We start from the raw sequence: 255 nt of genomic DNA on the forward strand, positions 1-255 counted from the left end.
TGGTAGAACAGATTTCCTACAACATGCTGTTCCGCTGGTTCGTCGGCTTGCCGATGGACGGGACCGTGTGGGACCACTCGACGTTCAGCAAGAACCGCGACCGGTTGCTCGAACACGACGTGCTGGTATTGCTCTTCAACGAGACAGTCGAGACCGCGCGCGAGCGCGGGTATCTCTCCGGGGAACACTTCAGCGTCGACGGCACGTTGATTCAGGCATGGGCCGGGCACAAGAGCTTTGTGCCCAAGGCAAGTC

1 protein-coding gene is annotated in these 255 nt (G+C 59.6%); it reads left to right on the forward strand.

All coding sequences use genetic code 11. The features are described from left to right. The coding region (locus ACRXB1_RS37785) for a transposase (RefSeq protein ID WP_449494984.1) at nt 1–255 on the forward strand (255 nt) is incomplete at both ends.

The sequence above is a fragment of the Caballeronia sp. M23-90 genome, from assembly GCF_053574605.1.